The following is a 21998-nucleotide window of genomic DNA, read 5'->3' as shown; positions in this document are numbered from 1 at the left end:
CCTTTTGTAATCGATTACTTTGTCAATCGAGCGGTTTTGTAATCGATTACTTTTTGAGGGCGGTCAAAATGGTATCAACAGCTGAAGGTCGTGAAAGTGTTCGCGTGCAGCACCGGTTTCTGGTGCCGCGCCTGTCGTTAATGATGTTTATGCAGTTCTTTATCTGGGGGAGCTGGTCGGTCACCCTCGGCCTGGTGATGACGCGCTACGATATGGCGCTGCTGATCGGCGATGCGTTCTCCGCCGGGCCGATTGCCTCCATTTTATCGCCGTTTGTGCTGGGGATGCTGGTCGATCGCTTCTTCCCGTCGCAGAAGGTGATGGCGGTGATGCACCTGGCGGGGGCGGCGATTCTGTGGTTTGTCCCGCAGGCGCTGGTCGCGCAAAACGGCGCGCTGCTGATCGGCCTGCTGTTTGGCTATACGCTGTGCTATATGCCGACGCTGGCGCTGACCAATAATATCGCTTTCCACAGCCTGGCGAACGTCGATAAAACCTTTCCGGTGGTGCGCGTCTTCGGCACCATCGGCTGGATTATCGCCGGGATCTGCATCGGGGTGACCGGTATTTCCAACACCACCGCCATCTTCAGCCTTGCGGCGCTGTGCTCGGTGGTGCTGGCGCTCTACAGCCTGACGCTGCCCCACACGCCGGCGCCGGCGAAGGGGATGCCGGTAAAGCTGCGCGATCTGCTCTGTGCCGACGCCTTTGCGCTGCTGAAAACGCGCCACTTCTTTATCTTCTGCCTGTGCGCCACGCTGATCTCCATTCCGCTGGGGACCTACTACGCCTACACCGCCTCATACCTGGCGGATGCCGGCGTGGCTGACGTCAGCACCGCGATGTCGTTCGGCCAGATGTCGGAAATCGTCTTTATGCTGGTGATCCCGCTGCTGTTCCGCCGCCTCGGGGTGAAATATATGCTGCTGGTGGGGATGCTGGCGTGGTTCGTGCGCTACGCCTTCTTTGCCCTCGGCGTCAGCGAAGAGGGGCGCTTCCTGCTCTATCTCGGCATCCTGCTGCACGGCGTGTGCTACGACTTTTTCTTTGTTGTCGGCTTTATCTATACCGACCGGGTGGCGGGGGAGAAGGTAAAAGGCCAGGCGCAGAGCATGATTGTGATGTTCACCTACGGCATCGGCATGCTGCTCGGTTCGCAAATCTCCGGCGCGCTGTATAACCAGCTGGTTGCCGGACAGGCCGTACCGCAGGCGTGGGTCACCTTCTGGTGGATCCCGGCGGTTGCGGCGGCGGTTATCGCACTGATTTTCCTTTTCTCTTTCCAGTATAACGAGAAAGAGCCGCGCTAATTTTTCGGAGGTGGTGATGAGAACTATCAAGGGGCCGGGCATCTTTCTGGCGCAGTTTATCGGCACGCAGCCGTCGTTTAACACCCTCGACGGTCTGGCGGAGTGGGCCGCGGGGCTGGGCTATCGGGCGCTGCAGATCCCGTGCAACCATCCGGCTATCTTTGACCTCGAGCAGGCGGCGGCGAGCCAGACCTACTGCGACGAGGTTAAGGGACGGCTGGCGGCGCACGGGCTGGTGATTAGCGAGCTCTCTACGCATCTGGAAGGGCAGCTGGTGGCGGTACATCCGGCCTACGACGCGGCGTTTGACGGCTTTGCGCCCCCCGCGCTGCGCGGAAATCCGCAGGCGCGGCAGCGCTGGGCCTGCGAAAAGCTGCAGCAGGCGGCGATCGCCTCCGGGCGCTTAGGCCTGACGGCGCACGCCACCTTCTCCGGGGCGCTGGCGTGGCCCTATTTTTACCCCTGGCCGCCGCACAACCCGCAGCTGCTCGAGGAGGCGTTTAGCGAGCTGGCCCGCCGCTGGCGGCCGATCCTCGACGGCTTTGACCAGCAGGGAGTGGATCTGTGCTACGAAATTCATCCCGGCGAAGATCTGCACGATGGCGTGACCTTCGAGCGTTTTCTGCAGCTGGTGGATAACCATCCGCGCTGCAATATGCTCTACGACCCCAGCCATCTGCATCTGCAGCAAATGGACTACCTGGCCTATATCGACATCTATCATCAGCGGATAAAAGCCTTTCACGTCAAGGACGCGGAGTTCCGCCGCGACGGCCGCTGCGGCGTTTACGGCGGCTACCAGAACTGGCTCCAGCGGGCGGGGCGCTTCCGCTCGCCGGGGGACGGCGAGATCGATTTTAAGCGGATTTTTAGCAAGCTCACCGAGTACGGCTATGCCGGCTGGGCGGTGCTGGAGTGGGAGTGCTGCCTGAAAGAGGCGGAGGCCGGCGCCCGCGAGGGCAGCGAATTTATCCGCCGCCATATCATTCCGGCCTCCGGGCGCGCGTTTGATGATTTTGCCGCCGGAAGCGAGGTACGGGGATGATCCAGGTCGGCATTATTGGCAGCGGGTTTATCGGTCCGGCGCATATTGAGGCGCTGCGCCGGGTGGGCGATATTGAGGTGGTGGCGCTGTGCGACCACAGCCTGGCGCAGGCCGAGCAGAAGGCCCGGCAGCTGAACGTGGCCCACGCCTACGGCAGCGTCGAAGGTCTGCTGGCGCATCCGGGTCTGCAGGTGGTGCACAACTGCACGCCGAACCATCTGCATGCGGAGATTAATCGCCAGATCCTGCGCGCCGGGCTGCACGTCTTCTCGGAAAAGCCGCTGTGCATGCGCCCGGAAGAGGCCCGCGAGCTGGTGGCGCTGGCGGAAAAGGCCGGGGTGGTGCACGGCGTGAGCTTTGTCTACCGCCAGTTTGCGATGGTCCAGCAGGCGGCCAGCATGATCCGTGAGGGTCTGGTCGGGCGGCTGTTTTCGGCTCACGGCAGCTATTTGCAGGACTGGATGCTGCTGCAAACCGATTACAACTGGCGGGTGGAGTCGGCGCTGGGCGGGGCGTCGCGGGCGATGGCGGATATCGGCTCGCACTGGTGCGATACGGTGCAGTTTATGACCGGACGCCGCATCACCGAGGTGATGGCCGACCTCTCGACGGTGTGGCCGACCCGCCGGACGGCTTTGCAGGGCGATGCCACCTTCAGCCAGCAGGGCGACGGTCGGGGCGACGAGGAGCGGGCGGTGGATACCGAAGACCGGGGATCGGTGCTGGTACGCTTTGATGACGGCAGTAAAGGCTGCTTCAGCGTCTCGCAGGTGAGCGCCGGCAGGAAGAATCAGCTGACGGTTGAAATCAGCGGCAGCGCCTGCGCCCTGGCGTGGGATCAGGAGATCCCCCAGCGGCTGTGGGTCGGCCAGCGCGACCGGCCCAATCAGACCTTCAGCGACGACCCTTCCCTGATGCAGCGCGACGTTGCCGCCAGCGCCCACTTCCCCGCCGGCCATATCGAGGGCTGGCCGGACGCCTTCAAAAATATGATGCTGAGCTTCTACCAGGCGGTGCGTGCCGGGGCGATGCCGGATGCGCGCTCGCGGCGGTTCGCTTCGTTTTATGAAGGGGCGGACGTGATGTACATCGTTGAGGCTATTTTGCGCAGCCATCAGCAGCAGCGCTGGGTCAGCGTAGAGCGGTAGCGAAGGAGATGCGCCACCTCGGGTGGCGCACTGCCGGGCTATTTCACGCCGAGATAACCATCGAGATAGGCGGCGGAGAGCTCGCGGCCAAACAGCTGGGCGTCCTTATCTTCCATCGACGCGCTCCACTTATCGTCCGCCTTGCGGTCAAAAGAGTGCTCGGTCTTCGTGCCTTTGCTGGCCTGCTGCTTAATCTGCTCGGCCCGGCTTCTGGCGTCATTTTCACTCATTCCCGCCGCGCGATCCTCTTTGCCGAGCTGATAGGTTTTGCTGAACGTCGGCAGGTTTAAGCGGTAATTATCCTGGCGATTCACGGCATAGTTGCCGCCGACAAAGTCGGAGCGGTGGGCGACAAAATAGTAGGCGTGGCGTTCAGGCGAAGACTTTGAGGCGCTGCAGCCGGAAAGAAGGGCCGCCGCGCAGCCGAGAACGATAATCGTTGATTTTAATTTCATTGGTAACATCATCCCTAATTATGAGTTTATTAACTAATTGAAAATATAATAATTATTTCTTTTAAGAAGGCGTAGCTAACGTACCGCTGGCGTCGTCTTTGAGCCCTATTTTGCATAAAAAAAAGACAGCGTAAACGCCAGAAGATAAGAGCCCTGATAATTGATAGTTTTCGCCGCGGCCAGCCCGGCGAAGGATTTTGCCGCCCGGGCGGGCCATCTCGCCGCTCCCGACGACGCTGGATGCCTGCGGCACGCTCATTTATGATAGCCTGCGTCATATTACGCTTATCGCAGGAAGTGCAGCCCCTATGTCAATTCAGAAAATTGCTCGTCTGGCGGGCGTCTCGGTGGCGACGGTATCGCGCGTGCTCAACAACAGCGAGACCGTTAAAGCGAAAAATCGCGAGCGCGTGCTGCAGGCAATTGAGGAAAGCAACTATCAGCCCAACCTGCTGGCCCGCCAGCTGCGGACCGCCCGCAGCTACATGATCCTGGTGATGGTCTCCAATATCGCCAATCCCTTTTGCGCCGAGGTAGTGAAGGGGATAGAAGAGGAAGCTGAAAAGCACGGGTATCGTATTTTGCTCTGCCACTCCGGCTCCGATTTGGCGCGCTCAACCTCTGGGCTGCAGCTGCTCTCCGGGAAAATGGTCGATGGTGTGATTACGATGAACGCGCTCGCCAGCCTGCCGGAGCTGACCACGCTTATCGGCGACGCGCCGTGGGTGCAGTGCGCCGAATACGCCGACGCCGGCAATATCTCCTGCGTGGGGATCAACGATCTTGACGCGGCGCAGGGGGCGGTGCTGCGCCTGGCGCAGAGCGGCCGTCAGCGAATCGCCCTGATCAACCACGACCTGAGCTATCGCTACGCCCGCCTGCGCGAGCGCGGCTATAAAAGCGTGCTGCACGTGCGGGATCTCAGCTATCAGCAGGTGGCCTATGCCAGCGATCTCAGCGCCGCGGCCGGAAAGGCGGCGATGGAAAGCCTGCTGGCGGCGAAAGAGCGGCCTGATGCGGTTTTTGCGGTGGCGGATTCGCTGGCCGCCGGCGCCCTGCGGGCCATTGCCCTGGCCGGTCTGCGGGTGCCGGAAGATATTGCGGTGATCGGCTTTGACGGCACCGAGCTGGCGGAGATGGTCTCGCCGCAGCTGACCACCGTTGAGCAGCCGTCGCGCGATATTGGCCGCACGGCGGTCACCCTGCTGCTGAAGAAAATCGATAACCCGACGGCGGAAGCCGAGCGGGTGATGATGGACTGGCGCGTGATTACCCGCGCCAGTACCTGAGGTCAGGCGCCGATACGCCCGGCCAGCGAGCGAATGTCGTTGCCGGTAGGCGACTGGTGAATGCGCAGGCCAAACTCGTCGACCACGGCGAAGATGTGGTCGAAAATATCGGCCTGAATGCTCTCATACTCCGCCCACACCACGGTGCTGGTGAAGCAGTAGATCTCAATCGGCAGGCCGTTGGCATCCGGCGCCAGCTGGCGCACCATCATCGTCATATCTTTACGCAGCCGCGGATGGTTGCGGAGATACTCCTGCAAATAGGCGCGGAAGGTGCCGATATTGGTCATCTTGCGCAGGTTCAGCACCGAGCGATCGGCAGCGTTTTGCTGATTCCACAGGCTGATCTCCTCATGCCGCGAGTCCATATAGGGTTTCAGCAGCTTTGCCTGGACTAAACGCTGCTGCTCCTGCTCATCGAGAAAATGGATGCTGGTGGTGTCAATATTCAGGCTGCGCTTAATTCGGCGGCCGCCGGAGGCCGACATGCCGCTCCAGTTTTTAAAGGAGTCAGAAACCAGCGACCAGGTCGGCACGGTGGTGATGGTGTTATCCCAGTTGCGGACCTTTACCGTTGTCAGGCCGATATCGATAACCGCGCCGTCGGCGCCGTATTTCGGCATCTCCAGCCAGTCGCCGAGCTTGAGCATGTCGTTGGCGGAGAGCTGGATACCGGCCACCAGGCCGAGAATCGGGTCCTTAAACACCAGCATCAGGACCGCGGCCATGGCGCCAAGGCCGCTAATCAGAATGGCCGGCGACTGGCCAATCAGCAGTGAAATCACCAGAATTCCGATGATAATCGCGCTGACCAGCTTTACGCCCTGGAATATGCCCTTCAGCGGCAGCTGCGACGCGGTGGCGAATTTTTGCGAGAGGTTGAACACTACGTCCAGCAGCGAGAAGAAGGACAGCAGGGCATATATCATCACCCACAGCTGAGCGCCGGTAGTTAATATGTCGGCGGCTTCACTGCCTTTTTGCAGCCACAGAACCGCCTGCACGTTGACGATAATACCCTGAAGGGTAAAGGCCAGCCGATGAAACAGCTTGTTCTGGGTAATGATTTGCAGCCACAGGTGGCTGCTGGCCTGCGCGCGCTTTTCGAAGGTCCGCAGGACCACCTTGTGCAATATTAAATGGACAACAATGGCAGTCACAAAAATAATGCCGAAGATAATAATGAGCGAGGTCGTCGGGGTAATTTTGATGCCGGCTGCGGCGATTTGCGATATTAATTCCTGCATAACGTCTCCTTTACATCCAGCGGTTATGATGACCGCTGGATGCCTATTATGCAAATCTCCGGCCGCGCGCCGATGAATTATGAGGCGGCGACCAGCGGGCGAATATTCAGATGATGGCGCAGGCGCAGGGCGATGGCGCCGAGCAGCAGCATCATCACCACCTCAACCGCCAGAAAGTCGATCAGCGCCAGCGTGTAGTCGCCGCCGCTGCGCTGGGCGAGGGCTAAAAAGAGCGAACCGAGCAGCGCCGGGCCGAGCCCCAGCGAGGCCTGCTGCAGGGTGCTGAGGATCGCGCTGCCGGCTCCGGCGTCGCTGGCGCTAATGTCGCGCATCCCGATACGGTAAAAGCTGTTGACGATCAGCGCCTGGCCGTAGCCGACCAGCGCGGTGGAAGGCACCAGCGCCAGGGCCGAGGTGCGGGTGGCGAAATGATAAAAGGTCGCCATCAGCAGCAGCAGGCCGATAATCTGCACCATCAGGCCGATCAGCAAAATCCGCCCCATGCTGTAGCGGGCAATCAGCTTTGGCGCGTACAGCGCGGAGACGAAATAGGCCACCCCAAGGGCGATAAAGCTGTTGCCCGACTGCCACGGCGCCATCCCCATCCCGGCCTGCATGGTCAGCGCCATACAGAACATAAACCCGGACCAGGCGCTGAAAAACAGCAGGGCGGTCGCCATGCCGAAGCGAATGCTGGTGAGCCTGAGCAGGCGCGGAGGCAGCAGCGGCTGCTCGCCGCGACGCTGTTTGCGCAGCGCGCTCGCGCGCATCCATGCCAGCAGCGGCAGCACCGCCACCAGCATCAGCTGCAGCGTCCACGGCCAGTGCAGCTCCGGCCCCAGCGCCATCGGGAACAGCAGGCAGCAGAGGATCAGCGCCAGGCTGAAGGTGCCCTGCCAGTCGATTGTCGAGTGGCCTTCGCGCCGCGTTTCCGGCACGTAGCGCTGGCTAAAGGCCAGCACCAGCAGGCAGATCGGCACGTTGATAAAGAACGCGTTGCGCCAGCCCAGCCCGGCAATATCCGCCGAGACCAGCCAGCCGCCGCCCATCTGGCCGACGATAAACGCGATCCCGCCGATACCGCCGTAGAGGCTGATGGCGCGCGCGTGGGCGCTGCCCTTCAGGGTAACGTGCAGGGTGGCGAGGATCTGCGGGACGATCAGCGCCGCTCCGGCGCCCTGCAGGGTACGTGCCGCCAGCAGCTCGCCGATGGAGCTGGCCATCCCGCAGAGCAGAGAGGCGACGCCGAACAGCGTCACGCCCCACATAAACAGGCGCCGGCGACCGTAGTTATCGCCGAGCTTGCTGCCCATCGCCAGGCATACCGCAAAGGCGACGCCGTAGAGCGCGACGATCAGCTCCAGCTGGGTGGCGCTGGCGTCCAGCGAGTGGGTGATGGAATCCAGCGCGACGTTGGTGATTGAGGTGTCGATCAGCGGCAGCATCTGACCGGTTAACAGCAGGAATAAACCGGCGCGGCCGGGTGAAACAGCAGACGAATTCATTGGATCTCTCCATTGCGTCATTCAGCGGATGGACGTAGCATCAACGATAAATTAAACGGGTACCAGTTCCTGCTTATACTGGTATTGACACTACCATGTTGGAGGTCATATGACCGTAATGCCGCAACGCGCGCCGCTGTCGGTCGCGCCCGACGACAGCCGTAAACAGCTCGGCGCCTTTCTGCGCGCCCGCCGTGAGAGCCTCGACCCGCAGCGTCTCGGCCTGCCGCGCGTCGGGCGGCGGCGAACGCCCGGCCTGCGCCGCGAAGAGGTGGCGATGCTCGCCGACGTCGGCGTCACCTGGTACACCTGGCTGGAGCAGGGGCGGGACGTTAACCCCTCGGAGTCGGTGCTGGTTGCGGTGGCGAATGCGCTGCAGTGCAGCCCGCTGGAGACCCGGCACCTGTTCGTGCTGGCGGGGCTGACGCCGCCGGAAGCCACGCAGGTGACGGTGTGCGAAGGGATAAGCCCCGGCACCCGGCGGATGCTCGACAGCCTGATGCCGCAGCCGGCCAGTATCCAAAAGCCGAACTTCGATATCGTGGCGTGGAACGAGAGCTTCTGCCGCCTGATGGGCCTCGATTTTGCGAGTCTCCCGGAAGAGGACCGCAACTGCATCTACCTGTATCTGACCAACGAAACCTGGCGCAGCCGGATTGAAAACCGCGACGTGCTGGCGACCTTTGTCTCCTATTTCCGCGCGGCGATGGCCGAGCATCGGGGCGATCCGCTGTGGGAAAATAAGCTGGCGCGATTTTTCGCCGCCTCGGCGGAGTTTGAGTCGCTGTGGCATCAGCGCTACGAGGTCCGCGGCGTGGAGAATCAGGTGAAGAACTTCCACCATCCGCAGCTGGGGCGCTTTAGCCTGCAGCAGATGTACTGGTACTCGGCGCCGCGCAACGGCTCGCGGCTGCTGGTCTATCTGCCGATGGATGAGGCCGGCGAGCAGGCGCTGGCGTGGCTGGACAAGCAGGGCTGAGAGGGCGCCGGCAGGCCGCGGCGCGCTTTCCGTGTCATACTGATGCGATATTGCCGTAGGGATATGACTATCAATGAAAGTGACGCGCAGACAGGAAAAGATTATTCGCGAGGCCGTGAGCCGCTGGCGGGAAGATAACGTCATCGATGAGCGGATGCAGCAGCATTTAAACGCGCATTTAGTTCGTTCACCCTTCGACTGGCAGCGCCTGAGCCGCTACGCCTTCTGGACGGCGCTGGCCTGCCTGCTCATTGCGCTGGGCAGCCTGTTCGCCGATAGCGACGCGATCGCCTGGCTGGTGAACCTGTTCAGCGACTCGGCGCTGGCGCGTATTGCCCTGCCGACGGTGATTGCCCTGGCGTGTTATGGCTGGGGCTTTCGCCGCCAGCGGCGAGAAGCGCAGTGGCACTACAGCACCGAGGCGATGCTGTTTACCGGCGTTGTGTTTACCGCGGTGGCGCTCTGGCAGCTCGGCGTGCGGCTGGATGACGGCAGCGGCCATATTGCTCCGCTGTTCCTCGTCGGCTGTGCGATTTACGGCGCCATTGGCTACGCCGGCCGCTCCGGGCTGGTGTGGCTATTTTTTCTGCTGGCGCTCGGCAACTGGTTCGGGGCGGAAACCGGCTATGTATCAGGGTGGGGCGCTTACTGGCTGGGGATGAGCTACCCGATTCGCTTTGTGCTGTTTGGCGGCGCGCTGCTGGCGCTCTGTTTTGCGCTGCAAAAGCGGCTGCGTCAGCGGCGGCTGTTTAGCGTCAGCAAGGCGATGGGCCTGACCTATCTGTTTATTGCGCTTTGGATTTTGTCGATTTTTGGCAACCACGATCTGGATAGCTGGTACGGCCTTTCACCGACGCAGCTGCTGCCGTGGGCGCTGCTGTTTGGCGTGGCGGCGGTTATCTGTATCTCTATTAGCCTCAAAACCGATGACGGCATGCTGCGGGGGTTTGGCCTGACGTTCCTCGCCATAAATCTCTATACCCGCTTTTTCGAGTATTTCTGGGGGAGCATGCATAAGGTGGTGTTCTTCCTGATTCTGGCGGCGTCGCTGGCCGTGCTCGGCCGCTACGCGGAAAGAATCTGGCACGCCGGCGAGCGGCGTGCCGGGGGCGATTAAATCTCGGTAATGGTGGTCGCCTGCGGCAGGCGTGATTTTGGCAGCGCGGCGTTGAAATCTTCGACGCTATGATGGCCAACCGGCACCACCACTATGCTGGTATAGCCCTGCGCCTTGAGGTCGAACTCAGCGTCGAGGATGGCGAAATCGACGCCTTCAATCGGCACCGCATCGAGGCCCATGGCGGCAACGCCGAGCAGGAAGTTGCCGACGTTCAGATAGACCTGTTTTGCCATCCAGTGGTTAGCGTCGTTAAGATCTTTGCGGTGAATATCGGCAAAGAAGGTGCGGCCCTTGTGGTTACCCGCTTTGGCTTCCGGCGTCGCGAAGCGGCCGTCGGCCTCCTCCTGGTCGACCACGCGCTCCAGCCAGGCATCGTCCAGCTCGGTTTTGGCACAGAAAACAACCACGTGGGACGCATCGAGGATTTTACGTTCGTTGAACACGTAGGTGCCGCTGGCCGCTTTAGCCACCCGCGCCTTGCCCTCATCGCTGCTGGCAACGATAAAGTGCCACGGCTGGGAGTTGGTGCTCGACGGGCTGAACTGCAGCAGCGTTTTCAGGTTTTCCGCCTGGTCTGCGGTCAGTTTCTTGCTGGCATCAAATGCCTTGGTGGAGTAGCGTTTTAGGGCGACGGCAACGATATCCATAACTCTTCCTCAGGTTTAATCTCAAGATAATTTGAGTTTACAGCCCCTTACGGAGCGTTCAGGGAAGGAAGAGTACAGCGATGCCGGGGAAATGATAAGAGACAAAAATGCGATAACACTTATCGCGCTGCGCTGAAAATCATTCAGGGCGCAGCCGCTGCTGGACCTTTTTCGGCAGTTTGTTCACCACCTGGTTCCACGAATCGTCAATCAGCTCCGCCAGCAGATCTTCGCTGATATCGGCGCCGGGAACCACGGTAATCCAGTGCTTCTTGTTCATGTGGTAGCCCGGCTCAATGCTGCGATAAATCTCCTGGTTCAGCAGTGATTTTTGCGGCTCGGCCTTGAGGTTCACCAGCGCCCGGCCGCGAACGTGGGTGGTCAGCATAAAAATGCGTCCGCCCACTTTGAACACGTCGTACTCCGGGCCGAACGGCCAGCAGTGCTCGGTAAACGGGTAGGTTAGCGCGATTCGCCGGGCGCTGTCGTGCAGTGAATCGGGAGTCATCAGGCAGCATCCTCATGCAGCGCCTGCCACATGGCCTCAAACCCGAGTGCGATCAGCTCCCGGGCGCGGTTCGGGTCGTGGCTGGCAAATTCGATAGTTGTTTCCGCCAGCGACAGAAACAGCGCGTCGCAGAAGGCGCGATAGGCGTCGCTCTGGAAGATAGCCTTGATCGACTGCTGGCACATCTCGTTGAGCTCGGGAAACATCTCTTTAACGCGGGTGCGCGTTTCGTCGGTGATCCTTTCGCTAAGCGCCATCCGGCGGATGGCCTTGTGCTCCATCGGGTTGCGAATACCCCAGTTGATATAGCTGTTCCAGATATTGCGCGCGTTCTCTTTTGGGCGCTTCTCGTTTGGCGTCAGCCCGGCAACCATCGACTCCACCAGGCCCGATTTGATAGAGAGGTACAGCTCGTTGAGCAGATCGTCCTTGGTGGCGAAATAGCGAAACAGCGTCCCCTCGGCAACCCCCGCGCTGCGGGCTATGGCCGACGTTGAGGCGGCAATACCTGACTGGGCGAAGGCGGCGGTTGCGGCCTCCAGTAACGCCTGCTTTTTATCTTCACTCTTAGGACGAGCCACTGCACTTTACCTCACACGTAATTAAACCCGGATCTAAGCATGCCTGGTGATGGCACTGCAACGGTGTATGTCAAAAATTGAAAATCGTCTTGACGACTTTCGTCTTCTTCCTAATAATGAGTGCTTACTCACTCATAATCAAGTCTTATAGCAAAACCTTTGGGACAGAGGGTTTAGCCTGGTCCGAATATGAACCGTGTCATTGTCAGCGTGGTCGCCATCATGTTATTAGCCTCAGCAACAGCTTTACCGTTTGTGTTAAATGCCGGGTTTGGTAAGGCGCCACAGGGCGCACAGCTTAGCCTCGTTGAACAATCGCCGCACTATCATGACGGCCAGTTTCATAACCAGCTGCCCACGCCGGGCTTTACCGGACAGAAAAACATGCTGGCCGCGTGGTGGGATTTTCTGGTGACCAAACGTGAAAACGCCAGGCCGCAGCAGCCGCTGCCGCTGGTCAATACCGATCTTGCCAGCCTCCCGGCGGGGCAGGACGCGATGGTGTGGCTCGGCCACTCCTCCTGGTTTTTGCAGCTGGCGGGCAAGCGCATCCTGATTGATCCGGTCTTCAGCAACTATGCCGCACCCTTTTCGTTTATCAACAAAGCCTTCCCGGGCGACTACCCGTGGCGCGCGGAGCAGATGCCGGAAATCGATCTGCTGATTATCTCGCACGACCACTACGACCATCTCGATTACGCCACCATCAAAGCGCTGATGCCGAAAGTTAAGCGCGTGGTCACGCCGCTGGGCGTCGGCTCGCACCTGCGCTACTGGGGAATGGACGGGGCGATTATCAGCGAGGCGGACTGGAACGAGTCGGTGAAGGTCAGCGATGAGCTCACCGTGCACGTCCTGCCGGCCCGTCACTTCTCCGGGCGCGGACTCAAGCGCAATCAGACGCTGTGGGCCAGCTTTATGCTGGTGACGCCGCAGCAGAAAATTTACTACAGCGGCGACAGCGGCTACGGCCCGCATTTCAAGGCCATCGGCGAGCGGTTTGGCGGGGTAGATCTGGCGATTATGGAAAACGGCCAGTACGACCAGGACTGGAAATATATTCATATGATGCCGGATGAGACGGCGCAGGCAGCCGACGATCTCGGCGCTCGCGCGGTATTACCGGGACATGCCGGGCGTTTCGTGCTGGCAAAGCACAGCTGGGACGACCCTTATAAACGGCTGGCTGAGGCCAGTGAAAAGCGGGCATGGCGTTTGCTGACGCCGATGCTGGGCGAGCCGGTTTGGGTCGCCGATAAGACACAATCATTTAATGCCTGGTGGCGGTAATCGCCAGTGTGGTTTAAGAGGAGAGAGGACTTATGACTATTTCCGCTCAGGTGATTGAGACTATCGTCGGGTGGATTGATGACAATTTGCATCAGCCGCTGCGTATTGATGATATTGCTCGCCACTCCGGTTACTCAAAATGGCATCTGCAACGACTGTTTTTACAATATAAAGGGGAGAGTCTGGGGCGCTATATTCGTGAGCGTAAGCTACGGCTGGCGGCGCGCGACCTGCGCGATACCGACCAGCGGGTTTACGATATCTGCCTGAAATATGGCTTTGATTCGCAGCAGACTTTTACCCGCATCTTTACCCGGACGTTTAACCAGCCGCCGGGCGCCTACCGCAAAGAAAACCATCACCGCGCGCATTGAGACGCATCCGCCGGGGGAGACCGGCGGATGCTTTTCTTACCAGGCGTAGTTGACCGTCGCCGTTACCGTCCGACCAATACCGTAGAAACAGGCGCTATCGCTGGCGCACGATGCGACGTATTTGGTATCGGCGATATTATTGACGTTAAACTGCACCTTCGCCCCCTGCAGGCGCGAGCTAAGCTCGCCTAACTCATAGCTCACCATGGCGTCATACAGATCCACCGCCGGCACCTTGAAGGTGTTTTTGGCATCACCGTAGCTGGTGCCGACATAGCGCATGCCGACCCCGGCGGTCAGGCTTTTCAGCGCGCCGCCCGGCAGCGTATAGCTGGTGAACGCCGACGCCATATGCGTCGGGATGCGCGCCGGCGTTTTCCCTTCGGTTCCCGCCACGGTGGTGCTGACGGTTTCGGCGTCGGTCCAGGTGTAGGAGGCGATCAGGTTCAGGTTGTCGAATACCGTGGCGTGCGCCTCGGCCTCAATCCCTTTCGAGCGCACCTTGCCGCTGTTTTCAAACCAGCCCGCCGCGCTGTTGTAGGTGGCGACGTTGCTCTGCGTCAGGTCGTACATCGCGAGGGTCATCAGCGCATTCTGGTTTGGCTGATACTTCAGGCCGACCTCCACCTGCTTGCCCACGCTCGGGTCGAACGGACCCACTCCCGGCGCCCGGTTGGTTTGCAGGTTGGGTTCAAAGGAGGTGCTGTAGCTGATGTACGGAGAGAGGCCGAAATCAAAGGCGTAGAGCAGGCCGGTGCGCCAGGTGAACTTGCTGTCGTTTTTCTGGCTGCGGCTGGCGTCGGTAAAGTCGGTCGTTCGCACCTCCGCCCAGTCGTAGCGCCCGGAAAGCAGCAGCTCCCAGCTCTCCCAGCTCAGCTGATCCTGCAGGTAGACCCCCACCTGGTCGAGATTCTGCTGCTCGTCGCTGGCGGTGCTGAAGGTGCTTTCGTCGACGTTAACGCCGTACACCGGATGGCGCCAGTCGATATCGTACTGCGAGCCGCCGGCGCGGCCGAGGTACTGTTTATCCTTGCTGGTCTTATAGTCCAGCCCGCCGATGACGGTATGCGCCAGCTGGCCGCTGGTAAACTGCGCCTCAAGCTGGTTATCAATGCCGAACTCATCGGTCTGGCGCTCCTCGCGCTGGGCGCGGCGCGACAGCACCGAACTGTTGGCGTCGCTGGTGCTGTACACCAGATAGCGGTATTTCTGCTTGATGGTGGCGTAGCGGGCGTTCTGGCGCAGCGTAAAGGTGTCGTTGAGCTGATGCTCAAACTCATAGCCGATCGCCGTTTGTTCGCGCCACGACTGGTCATAGTTAGGGTCGCTGACGTTAAAATCGCGCGGAATATAGCTCCCGTCGACGCTGCTGACGGTGCCGTAGCGCGGGAGGAAGTTGCGGTAGCCGGCATCGGGATCTTTTTGATAGCTGGTGAGCAGCGTGAAGCGGGTGGCCTGGTTGGGATACCAGGTCAGCGCTGGCGCAATCGCCATCCGCGTCTCTTTATAGTCGTCAACCTGGTTATTCTGCGTGCGGGCGATACCGTTCAGGCGATACAGCAGGCTGCCGTCATCGCTCAGCGGGCCGCCAAAATCGAAGGCGCCTTCGGCGAGATGGTTGTTGCCGGTGCGGAACTGCACTGCGTGAACCGGCTGGGCGGTGGGGCGTTTGCTGGTCATGCTGATAAGCCCGCCGGGATTGACCTGACCAAACAGCACCGAGGCCGGGCCGCGCACCAGCTCCACGCGCTCCAGCAGCCACGGGTCAACGGTGCCGGTTTGCGAGGAGGCGGTGGCACCGTAGCTCAGGCCATCGAGATACTTTGGCACATAGCTGAAGCCGCGCACGAAGACCTCGTCGTTGCGGTTGGACGACCCGCGATACTCGGTAAAGACGCCGGCGCTGTAGCGCAGCGCCTGGGATACCGAGGTGACGTCGAGGGCCTGCATCTGATCGCGGGTGACCACCGAGACCGACTGCGGCGTTTTGATAAGCTCGGCGGCGGTTTTGGTGGCCGAGAGCGTTTTTGTCGCCACGATCCCCTGAAGCGGCGCGGTGGGATCTTCGCTGCTCCCCGCGGTGACCACCAGCGTCTCCTCCGTCGCCTGCACCTGCCCCGCGCATGAAGCCAGCGCCATACCCGTGACCCAGAGTTTTGTTATCTTATTATTGTTAAACATATTTTTAGCTACATCCTTGGTTTTAATTGCCATAGAAACCCGTTTTTCCGCTAAGGGAAAATGTAACGGTCATCACCAACTGCTCAGATGTTATTGCAAATCATTACCATTTGCATTAGCGTTGGTAACAAATTCTTACAGGGATAATCGGGCAATGAAGATGGCATGGAGTGGTCTGCTGGTGGGGATGAGCGCGCTACCGGCGGCGGCAATGAACTGCGAGTCTCCCTCGCTGCAGGGAGAGCTGCAGGGAAAATTCGATGCCAGCGGTGAGGTCTGTTTTGACCTGCCGACGTTGGGGGAAAACTACGTCACCGCGACCCTCTCAGGCGTAACGGATGCCCGCCTGCTGGATGAGCACAACCGCCGCCTGCGCACGCTGCTGGCGGGCGGACCGGCGGACGGCGAGCAGACGGTGCTGTTTTCTCTGCCGGTCAACCGCCCCTCGGCGCTGGTGCTGCACGGCGAAGAGGGGGCCCGCTGGCGCTTTCAGTGGCGGATGAAGGAGACGACCGCGCTGGCAAAAAACCAGCCTCTGGACCCCGTTAGCCCGCGTCTGCAGCGTCTGATGCAGGAGCTGGCGGCGGGGGGCTCAACGGCGGGTTTCTGGCAGGAGCGCGAGCAGGAGGGAACGCCGATGGTTGAGGCGCTGGACGCCGACCATAAGCGCGTCACTTTTCTGTGGCGCGGGGCGAGCCGCAACGTGTTTCTGCTGGGATCGCCGGCGGGCGATCACGATCCGCTGTTTCGTCTCGGCAGCTCCGACGTTTGGTTTCGCAGCTACGTGGTCCCGGCGGATACGCTGATGCAGTACAAGCTGGCGCCGGACGTGCCGGTAATTGACGGCAGCACGCGCGACCAGCGGCGGGCAATTCTGGTCAGCGCTCAGGCCGATCCGCTGAATCCGCACAGCGTTAACACCGCCCGCGATCGCTGGAACCGCTATTCGCTGCTGGCGCTCAACCCGGCGCGTTTCTGCACCCCGCAGCGGATGGCGCAGCCGCTGCGCTACGGCACCTTGACCCGCCATCAGCTCTACAGCGACTTTTTGCACAACAGCCGGGAGGTGACTCTCTATCGCCCGCGCCTGCCGCAGCCGGCGCGCTGGACCCTGATGCTGTTCGATGGCAAAACCTACCAGGATGAATACCACTTCGCCAACGTCCTCGATAGCCTGATCGCCAGCCACGCGCTGCCGCCGATTAACGTGGTGTTTATCGACAGCCTCGACCACCCGCGGCGGGCCAAAGAGCTGCCGCCCAATCCCTTCTTCGCCGACTTTATGGCCCACGAGCTGCTGCCCTGGCTGCGCCAGCAGGGGCTGAACCCGACGCGACAAAAAACCGTGGTCGCCGGTTCGAGCTACGGCGGCCTGGCCGCTTCATGGGTGGCGCTACGCTATCCGCGCCAGTTTGCCAACGTGCTCAGCCTGTCGGGGTCGTACTGGTGGGCGCCGAAGGGGGAGGAGGCGAGCTGGCTGACGCGGCAGTACCAGCAGTCGCCGCGCTATCCGGTGCGCTTCTGGCTGCAGGCGGGCAAGTTTGAGACCTCGGGGCCGGACGGCGGGATTTATGCCAATACGCTGGAGTTCGAGCAGGTGCTGCGCGACAAAGGCTATCGCGTCAGCTTCCACCCCTCCTCCAGCGGCCACGACTATGCCGCGTGGTGCGAAGCGCTGGTGGCGGGGATGCGCGATTTCACCGGACTAACGCTCAAGGGAAAACCAGCGGCGCCAGACCCAGCGCAACACCAGGTATTCAATCGCGCCCAGCGCTAAAAACCACAGGCAAAACAATAGGGTGTAGAACTGGTTGAGATCGAGCAGGTGAAAGGTCGCAACCAGCTTCTGCGCCAGCGTGAGCCCAAGGGAGGGGGCCGGCAGCAGCAGGCAGGAGAGCAGAGCCAGCAGCAGGATACCGGCGGCAGAGATCAGCGTTTCAAGCGGATGTTTCATTACTTGTTAATCGTCAGTTAAAAAACATATTGTCGGGTAAAATATTCTTTAACGCAATATTATTTCATCGGCTATTATTTACCCTTCGCTGTATTATATCTGATGCCTCATTTTTAATTTTCCTGTTAATTTAAATCGAGACTTTTGTGATTAATTTAATAACGCTTTAATGTAAATTAAAGTCATTATTAGAGCATCGCCTTTACAAAACTATAGGTGCTGTAGCCCACCAGCGTGGCAATCAGGATAGCCAGCACAACGTACAACGCCAGGCGGCGTCCGCGATAGATTTTAGTCATAATGGCCCTCGTTTAATATAGGTTTATTAATCTTCTGTAATAGTTGGTCTGAGAAACAACTTAACACATATTTTGAATTTTGCGAGAGATTAAAAAATTGCCACTGGATAATCTCGCGCATCCCGTGAAATTATAATCGTTCATTGGCCAGAAATGATTTCAGGCTTTCCGACTCACGGAATTTATAAGGAAAATTTAATTTGAGCAAAATGATAAATCCCCGCAACGCGCCCCCTTCAGGGGAGGCCGCATCCCGTCAGGCTTATCAGCAGACCGTGGCTGAAGTTCTGGCACAGAAAGAGAGTCATGCCGAGGGCCTGACTTCCGCCCAGGCCGCAGAGCGCCTGAAAACCTGGGGCCCTAACGCGCTGCCGGAAAAGAAAGGCAAGCCGGGCTGGCTGCGCTTTCTCGCGCATTTTAACGACGTCCTGATTTTTGTCCTGCTGGCCGCCGCCGCGCTCACCGCGATCATGGGCCACTGGGTGGATACGCTGGTTATTCTTGGCGTCACCGTGATCAACGCCCTGATTGGCCACGTGCAGGAGAGCAACGCCGAAAAATCCCTGCAGGGCATTCGCAACATGCTCTCCAGCGATGCGCGGGTGCAGCGCAACGGCAGGCATGAAACCGTGGCGACCCGCGAGCTGGTGCCGGGGGATATCGTCATTCTGCGCGCCGGCGACCGCGTCCCGGCGGATATGCGCCTGATTGAAACCCACAGCCTGCGGGTGGAGGAGGCGATCCTGACCGGCGAGTCGACGGTGGTGGATAAGACCACCGACGCGCTGCAGGGCGAACTGCCGCTGGGCGACCGCACCAATATGCTGTTCTCCGGCACCACCATCAGCGCCGGTGCCGGCGTGGGCGTGGTGACCGCCACCGGCCAGCAGACCGAGCTCGGCCATATCAACCAGATGATGGCGGGGATTGAGAAGCACCGCACGCCGCTGCTGGTGCAGATGGACAAGCTCGGAAAGGCGATTTTCGTCATCATCCTCGCGATGATGGCCGCGCTGTTCATCTTTAGCCTGGCGCTGCGCGACATCCCGCTTGGCGAACTGCTGCTGTCGCTGATTAGCCTCGCGGTGGCGGCGGTACCGGAAGGTTTACCGGCCATCATCTCGATTATTTTATCCCTCGGCGTGCAGGCGATGGCGCGGCAGCGGGCGATTATCCGCAAGCTGCCGACCGTCGAAACCCTCGGGGCGATGACCGTCGTGTGCTCGGATAAAACCGGCACCCTGACGATGAACGAAATGACCGTCAAAGCGATCGTGACCGCCGACTGCTGCTACCGCGTCGAAGGCGACAGCTACGAGCCGCGGGGCGATATCTGCCTCGAAGGCAGCGACGAGCCGGTGCAGATTAAGCCGGGCAGCGTGCTGGAAAGCTGGCTGCGGACCATCGACCTGTGCAACGACAGCCAGATTATCCAGGACGAGCGCGGGCTGTGGGGCATTACCGGCGGACCGACCGAAGGCGCGCTGAAAGTGCTGGCGGCGAAAGCGCAGCTGGCGCCGGTTGAAACGCGCCTGATAGCCAAAATTCCGTTCGACTCGCAGTACAAATATATGGCCACCCTGCAGCAGATTGGCGACGAAGAGCGGGTGCTGATTACCGGCGCGCCGGACGTTATCTTCGCCATGTGCCGCCAGCAGATGAGCAAGCAGGGCGCGGTGCCGTTCGAGCTGCAGTACTGGGAAGATGAGATGGCGCGCTTCGCCCGCCAGGGCCTGCGCATGGTTGCCGCCGCTGGCAAACCGGCGACCGCCGGCAGCACGACGCTGACCCACGATGACCTGAGCGAAGGCCTGGTGTTCCTCGGCATCGCCGGGATGATGGACCCGCCGCGTCCGGAGGCCATCGAGGCCATCCACGCCTGCCAGAACGCGGGGATCCGCGTGAAGATGATCACCGGCGATCACCCGCAGACGGCGATGAGCATTGGTCAGATGCTGGGGATCACTAACAGCAGCCAGGCAATGACCGGCTACCGTCTGGAGCACATGGATGACGCCGAGCTGGCACAAGCCGCCGTCGAGTACGATATTTTCGCCCGTACCAGCCCGGAGCATAAGCTGCGTCTGGTGAAAGCCCTCCAGGATAGCGGCGAAGTGGTCGGGATGACCGGCGACGGCGTCAACGACGCGCCGGCGCTGCGTCAGGCCGACGTCGGCATCGCCATGGGGATCAAAGGGACGGAGGTCACCAAAGAAGCCGCCGATATGGTGCTCACCGACGACAACTTTGCCACCATCGCCAGCTCGGTCAAAGAGGGGCGTCGGGTCTACGACAACCTGAAGAAGACCATCCTGTTTATCATGCCCACCAACCTGGCGCAGGGGCTGCTGATTATCATCGCCCTGCTGGCGGGGAACATTATTCCGCTGACGCCGGTGCTGATTCTGTGGATGAACATGGCGACCTCCGCCACGCTCTCCTTCGGCCTCGCTTTTGAAGTCGCCGAGCGCAACGCCATGAACCGTCCGCCGCGTAAAACCGGTCAGCACGTGATGGACGCCTTTGCCGTCTGGCGGGTGGCGTTTGTCGGCACGATGATCGCCGTCGCCGCCTTTATCCTTGAGGCCTGGCTGGCGCCGCGCGGCCACAGCCCGGAGTTTATCCGCACCGTGCTGCTGCAGATGCTGGTGACCGCCCAGTGGGTCTATATGATTAACTGCCGCAGCAGCGACAGCTTCTCCCTCAACATGGGCCTGCTGCGGAATAAAGGTATCTGGCTGGTGAGCGGCGTGCTGCTGCTGATGCAGCTGGTCATTATCTACGTCCCGCTGATGCAGACGATGTTCGGTACCGAAGGGCTGCCGCTGCGCTACTGGTTTGTCACTCTTGCCATCGGCATGGTGATGTTCCTGGTGGTGGAGGTTGAGAAGCGCCTGACCCGCCGTTGGCGTAAAACCGCCTGAACCTTCGCGCCCCTCCCCTTCGGGAGGGGCGCGATAACGTCAGCAAGGAATTCCCCCTATGAAAAAAATGTTCCGCTGCGCCTTCCTGGCCTGCGGCCTGGTCGGCTACGCCCTCAGCGCCGCCGCGACACCGGCAATTCCGGTTCGCGTGGCGACCGTCGAGCGCGCCGCCCACGTCGATGAGCGGCAGCTCCCCGGACGCGTCGAGGCGATTCACGCGGTCGAGATCCGCGCCCGTACCGAAGGCGCCATCGTCGAGCGCCACTTCGCGGACGGCCAGTACGTCAGGCAGGGCGACCGCCTCTTTACCCTCGATGACGCCCAGCCGCGCGCCGCGCTGGCGCTGGCCCAGGCCGAGCTGAAAAGCGCCCGGGCTTCGCTGCGCCAGGCCGAACAGCTGCTGAGCCGCTACCAGCGTCTGAAAAACAACCACTCGATTAGCCGTAACGATGTCGATAACGCGCAGATGCAGCGCGACGTCGCCGCCGCCGCGGTGGAGCAGGCGCAGGCGCGCGTTGCCGCGCAGCAGATTACGCTCGGCTACACCCGCATTGATTCGCCGGTGACCGGGCGCGTGGGCCACAGCCTGTTTCACGTTGGCAGCCTGGTGAATCCGGCCAGCGGCACGCTGGTGGATATCGTGCAGCTCGACCCGATCCGCGTCTCTTTTGCCTTAGATGAAAACGCTTTTTACAGTAAGGCGGGGCAGCATGACGATATCAGCGCGCTGAAGCAGGCGTGGCAGGCGTTGATCGCCCCCGGCGGCGTGCGCGAAGAGGGGGTGCTGACCTCGGTGGATAACCGCATCGACAGCCGCACCGCCAGCGTGGTGATGCGCGCCGAATTTGCCAATCCGCAGCATCGCCTGCTGCCGGGCGGTAGCGTGACGGTGATTTTGCGCCCGCGCCAGCAGCAGGAAAGCCTGACCATCCCGCTGGCGGCGGTGCAGCAGGATGCGCAGGGCTTCTACAGCTGGGTGCTGACGGAAAATAACACCGCCGCGCTGCGTCGGCTGACGCTCGGCGAGCAGCAGGGACAGCGCTACGCGGTCGCGCAGGGGCTCGACGTTGGCGAGCGCGTGGTGACGGAAGGCGTACAGCGCCTGCGTGACGGCGCCGCCGTTGTGCTACTGAAATAAGAAA

Annotated in this window: 19 protein-coding genes; 11 read left to right on the top strand and 8 right to left on the bottom strand. The window is 60.8% G+C overall.

Annotated features, from left to right (window positions below; translation table 11 throughout):
• Positions 1-104: 104 nt before the first annotated feature.
• The 3 genes from HCK03_RS19845 to HCK03_RS19835 are packed head-to-tail and all read left to right on the top strand — an operon-like array spanning position 105 to position 3503.
• On the top strand, positions 105-1310 hold the full coding sequence (locus tag HCK03_RS19845; protein ID WP_166793768.1) for an MFS transporter: 1206 nt from the start codon (positions 105-107) through the stop codon (positions 1308-1310).
• A gap of 16 nt (positions 1311-1326) precedes the next feature.
• Positions 1327-2355 carry a sugar phosphate isomerase/epimerase family protein gene (locus tag HCK03_RS19840; RefSeq protein WP_141334864.1) on the top strand — a complete coding sequence of 343 codons (1029 nt, stop codon included), beginning with the start codon at positions 1327-1329 and terminating at the stop codon, positions 2353-2355.
• Positions 2352-3503: a Gfo/Idh/MocA family protein gene (locus tag HCK03_RS19835; RefSeq protein ID WP_167692076.1), complete on the top strand. Its 1152-nt coding sequence runs from the start codon at positions 2352-2354 to the stop codon at positions 3501-3503. Before HCK03_RS19840 ends, HCK03_RS19835 begins: the two co-directional genes overlap by 4 nt.
• 38 nt (positions 3504-3541) lie before the next feature.
• Here HCK03_RS19835 and HCK03_RS19830 read toward each other — a convergent pair whose 3' ends face one another.
• A complete protein-coding gene (locus HCK03_RS19830; protein ID WP_041144471.1) occupies positions 3542-3958 on the bottom strand; it encodes an Exc2 family lipoprotein in 417 nt (138 codons plus the stop codon).
• A 308-nt stretch (positions 3959-4266) separates the two neighbouring features.
• Here HCK03_RS19830 and HCK03_RS19825 point away from each other — a divergent pair, with 308 nt between their 5' ends.
• Entirely contained in the window at positions 4267-5247 is a 981-nt protein-coding gene (locus tag HCK03_RS19825) for a LacI family DNA-binding transcriptional regulator (RefSeq protein ID WP_115193377.1), read from the top strand.
• Between the two features lie 2 nt (positions 5248-5249).
• Here HCK03_RS19825 and HCK03_RS19820 read toward each other — a convergent pair whose 3' ends face one another.
• Together HCK03_RS19820 and HCK03_RS19815 are read right to left on the bottom strand one after the other, a co-directional pair.
• A complete protein-coding gene (locus HCK03_RS19820; protein WP_041144474.1) occupies positions 5250-6494 on the bottom strand; it encodes a mechanosensitive ion channel family protein in 1245 nt (414 codons plus the stop codon).
• Between the two features lie 77 nt (positions 6495-6571).
• Positions 6572-7999, bottom strand: a complete 1428-nt coding sequence (locus tag HCK03_RS19815) for an MFS transporter (protein ID WP_167692075.1) — start codon at positions 7997-7999, stop codon at positions 6572-6574.
• 109 nt (positions 8000-8108) lie between these two features.
• Between HCK03_RS19815 and HCK03_RS19810 the strand changes: the two genes are divergently transcribed.
• Positions 8109-8978 (top strand): helix-turn-helix transcriptional regulator, encoded by an 870-nt coding sequence (locus HCK03_RS19810; protein WP_167692074.1) that lies wholly within the window; start codon positions 8109-8111, stop codon positions 8976-8978.
• 154 nt (positions 8979-9132) lie between these two features.
• Positions 9133-10095 carry a DUF2157 domain-containing protein gene (locus HCK03_RS19805; RefSeq protein WP_404680727.1) on the top strand — a complete coding sequence of 321 codons (963 nt, stop codon included), beginning with the start codon at positions 9133-9135 and terminating at the stop codon, positions 10093-10095.
• Here the strand turns inward: HCK03_RS19805 and nfsB are convergent.
• The 3 genes from nfsB to HCK03_RS19790 all read right to left on the bottom strand — a co-directional run bounded on the left by nfsB (position 10092) and on the right by HCK03_RS19790 (position 11834).
• Positions 10092-10745 (bottom strand): oxygen-insensitive NAD(P)H nitroreductase, encoded by a 654-nt coding sequence (nfsB, locus tag HCK03_RS19800; RefSeq protein WP_041144478.1) that lies wholly within the window; start codon positions 10743-10745, stop codon positions 10092-10094. The genes HCK03_RS19805 and nfsB overlap by 4 nt on opposite strands.
• A 139-nt stretch (positions 10746-10884) precedes the next feature.
• Positions 10885-11253: an MmcQ/YjbR family DNA-binding protein gene (locus HCK03_RS19795; protein ID WP_041144479.1), complete on the bottom strand. Its 369-nt coding sequence runs from the start codon at positions 11251-11253 to the stop codon at positions 10885-10887.
• Positions 11253-11834: a TetR/AcrR family transcriptional regulator gene (locus HCK03_RS19790; protein WP_041144480.1), complete on the bottom strand. Its 582-nt coding sequence runs from the start codon at positions 11832-11834 to the stop codon at positions 11253-11255. The genes HCK03_RS19795 and HCK03_RS19790 overlap by 1 nt, the downstream gene beginning before the upstream one ends.
• Positions 11835-12023: 189 nt before the next feature.
• Between HCK03_RS19790 and HCK03_RS19785 the strand changes: the two genes are divergently transcribed.
• Together HCK03_RS19785 and HCK03_RS19780 are read left to right on the top strand one after the other, a co-directional pair.
• Positions 12024-13124, top strand: a complete 1101-nt coding sequence (locus HCK03_RS19785) for an MBL fold metallo-hydrolase (RefSeq protein ID WP_041144481.1) — start codon at positions 12024-12026, stop codon at positions 13122-13124.
• Between the two features lie 32 nt (positions 13125-13156).
• Positions 13157-13498, top strand: a complete 342-nt coding sequence (locus tag HCK03_RS19780) for a RamA family antibiotic efflux transcriptional regulator (protein WP_041144482.1) — start codon at positions 13157-13159, stop codon at positions 13496-13498.
• 36 nt (positions 13499-13534) lie between these two features.
• On the opposite strand, the gene HCK03_RS19775 is transcribed toward HCK03_RS19780, so the two are convergent.
• A complete protein-coding gene (locus tag HCK03_RS19775) occupies positions 13535-15679 on the bottom strand; it encodes a TonB-dependent siderophore receptor (RefSeq protein ID WP_167692073.1) in 2145 nt (714 codons plus the stop codon).
• A gap of 154 nt (positions 15680-15833) precedes the next feature.
• Between HCK03_RS19775 and HCK03_RS19770 the strand changes: the two genes are divergently transcribed.
• Positions 15834-17456 (top strand): alpha/beta hydrolase-fold protein, encoded by a 1623-nt coding sequence (locus tag HCK03_RS19770; RefSeq protein ID WP_143967578.1) that lies wholly within the window; start codon positions 15834-15836, stop codon positions 17454-17456.
• Here the strand turns inward: HCK03_RS19770 and HCK03_RS19765 are convergent.
• A complete protein-coding gene (locus HCK03_RS19765; RefSeq protein ID WP_041144484.1) occupies positions 17385-17633 on the bottom strand; it encodes a DUF1158 domain-containing protein in 249 nt (82 codons plus the stop codon). The genes HCK03_RS19770 and HCK03_RS19765 overlap by 72 nt on opposite strands.
• 499 nt (positions 17634-18132) lie before the next feature.
• On the opposite strand from HCK03_RS19765, the gene HCK03_RS19760 reads away from it, so the two are divergent.
• Both HCK03_RS19760 and HCK03_RS19755 read left to right on the top strand, forming a co-directional pair.
• Entirely contained in the window at positions 18133-20856 is a 2724-nt protein-coding gene (locus HCK03_RS19760; protein WP_167692072.1) for a cation-transporting P-type ATPase, read from the top strand.
• 58 nt (positions 20857-20914) lie between these two features.
• Positions 20915-21994, top strand: coding sequence for an efflux RND transporter periplasmic adaptor subunit (locus HCK03_RS19755; RefSeq protein WP_167692071.1), 1080 nt, complete (start codon positions 20915-20917; stop codon positions 21992-21994).
• Positions 21995-21998: the final 4 nt, after the last annotated feature.

Source organism: Klebsiella terrigena, from assembly GCF_012029655.1.
In the GTDB taxonomy this organism is placed as follows: Bacteria; Pseudomonadota; Gammaproteobacteria; order Enterobacterales; family Enterobacteriaceae; genus Klebsiella; species Klebsiella terrigena.
This window is presented reverse-complemented; position numbering and strand designations above follow the sequence as displayed.